We start from the raw sequence: 445 nt of genomic DNA, 5'->3' as shown, positions 1-445 counted from the left end.
CCACAAACAGCAACCCAACACAACAACAAGGACCCCACACAAACCAACAACCACCAAAACAAATCTAACACACCCAAACAACCCCCCCAAAACCCTCAACACGACACCGAACACACCCCCGGAAAACACACACACCCCACCGACAACACAAACCCCACACCCACCCACCACCGACACACACCAAACACCTCCCAACACCCCACAAACACCACCAACACCAACACCCAACACCACACCAACCCCCAACAAATCCACACAACAGCCACCGCCGACTTACGTACAGCTCCCACACTGACCGCACGGTTCGCCACGCACGGCATTTTCGCAGTTCAAACTCTTGACCAAAATCCTGACAATCGTGGTTTTACCCCCACCGCGCGTCCCTGTCAGCAGATAGGCATGATGCAGACGGCACCCATCCAGCGCATTGCACAGGGCTTTGCCA

At 55.3% G+C, this 445-nt stretch carries 1 protein-coding gene and 1 pseudogene; both read right to left on the bottom strand.

Annotated elements, in window-relative coordinates; translation table 11 throughout:
* On the bottom strand, window positions 1-255 hold a 255-nt coding region (locus ACTHTS_RS11245; protein ID WP_440370087.1), incomplete at its 3' end, for a hypothetical protein.
* A gap of 21 nt (window positions 256-276) precedes the next feature.
* A pseudogene (locus ACTHTS_RS11240) lies at window positions 277-445 on the bottom strand (hypothetical protein); the annotation flags it as partial.

The organism is Neisseria sp. P0019.S003, assembly GCF_051957115.1.
GTDB lineage: Bacteria > Pseudomonadota > Gammaproteobacteria > Burkholderiales > Neisseriaceae > Neisseria > Neisseria flavescens_D.
Note: the sequence above shows the minus strand (reverse complement) of the source record. Positions and strands in the feature narration are given on the sequence as shown.